The following is a 534-nucleotide window of genomic DNA, read 5'->3' as shown; positions in this document are numbered from 1 at the left end:
GTGCATGCCCCAGCCGACGCCCATCTCGCAACTGCGCAGAAAGCCCTGGTTGGACGGCAGGAAGTGCCGCGGCGGATGGCGGCGCGAACCCAGCCCCTGGCGCTGCAGCCACTGGTCCTGCAGGCGGTCCTTGCGGCTGTAGACCATCATCGGGGCCTGCGCCATCGTCTCGGGCGTGACGCCGCCCGTGCCCTTGCCGAAGTAGCGGCGCACGAAGCCCGGGCTGGCCGCGGCCACGTAGTGCATGGAGCCCAGCGGCCAGGTGTTGCAGCCGGCGATCGTGCCCGCGGTGGCCGTGACGCGGCGATCACGTCGCCCTCGCGCAGCTGCTGCGCGGTGTGCTCCTGGTCATCGATGCGGACGTCCAGCAATTCGTTGCCGCCGGCCGTGAAGGCGGCCATCGCGTCCATGAACCAGGTGGACAGCGAATCGTCGTTCACCGCCAGCTTGAGCGTGGGCGCGGGCGCGTGCGCGTCCGGCAGCAGGGCCGGGTGGGCCCGCCGCAGCTCGTTCTCCAGCAGCGCCACCTGCTCC

1 pseudogene is annotated in these 534 nt (G+C 71.7%); it reads right to left on the bottom strand.

The features are described from left to right. A pseudogene (locus FJV41_RS57195) lies at positions 1-246 on the bottom strand (ArgP/LysG family DNA-binding transcriptional regulator); the annotation flags it as partial. Between the last annotated feature and the right edge of the window lie 288 nt (positions 247-534).

The organism is Myxococcus llanfairpwllgwyngyllgogerychwyrndrobwllllantysiliogogogochensis (genome assembly GCF_006636215.1).
Classification (GTDB): domain Bacteria; phylum Myxococcota; class Myxococcia; order Myxococcales; family Myxococcaceae; genus Myxococcus; species Myxococcus llanfairpwllgwyngyllgogerychwyrndrobwllllantysiliogogogochensis.
The sequence above is the reverse complement of the archived record's forward strand: the minus strand, read 5'-3'. Positions and strand labels throughout refer to the sequence as shown.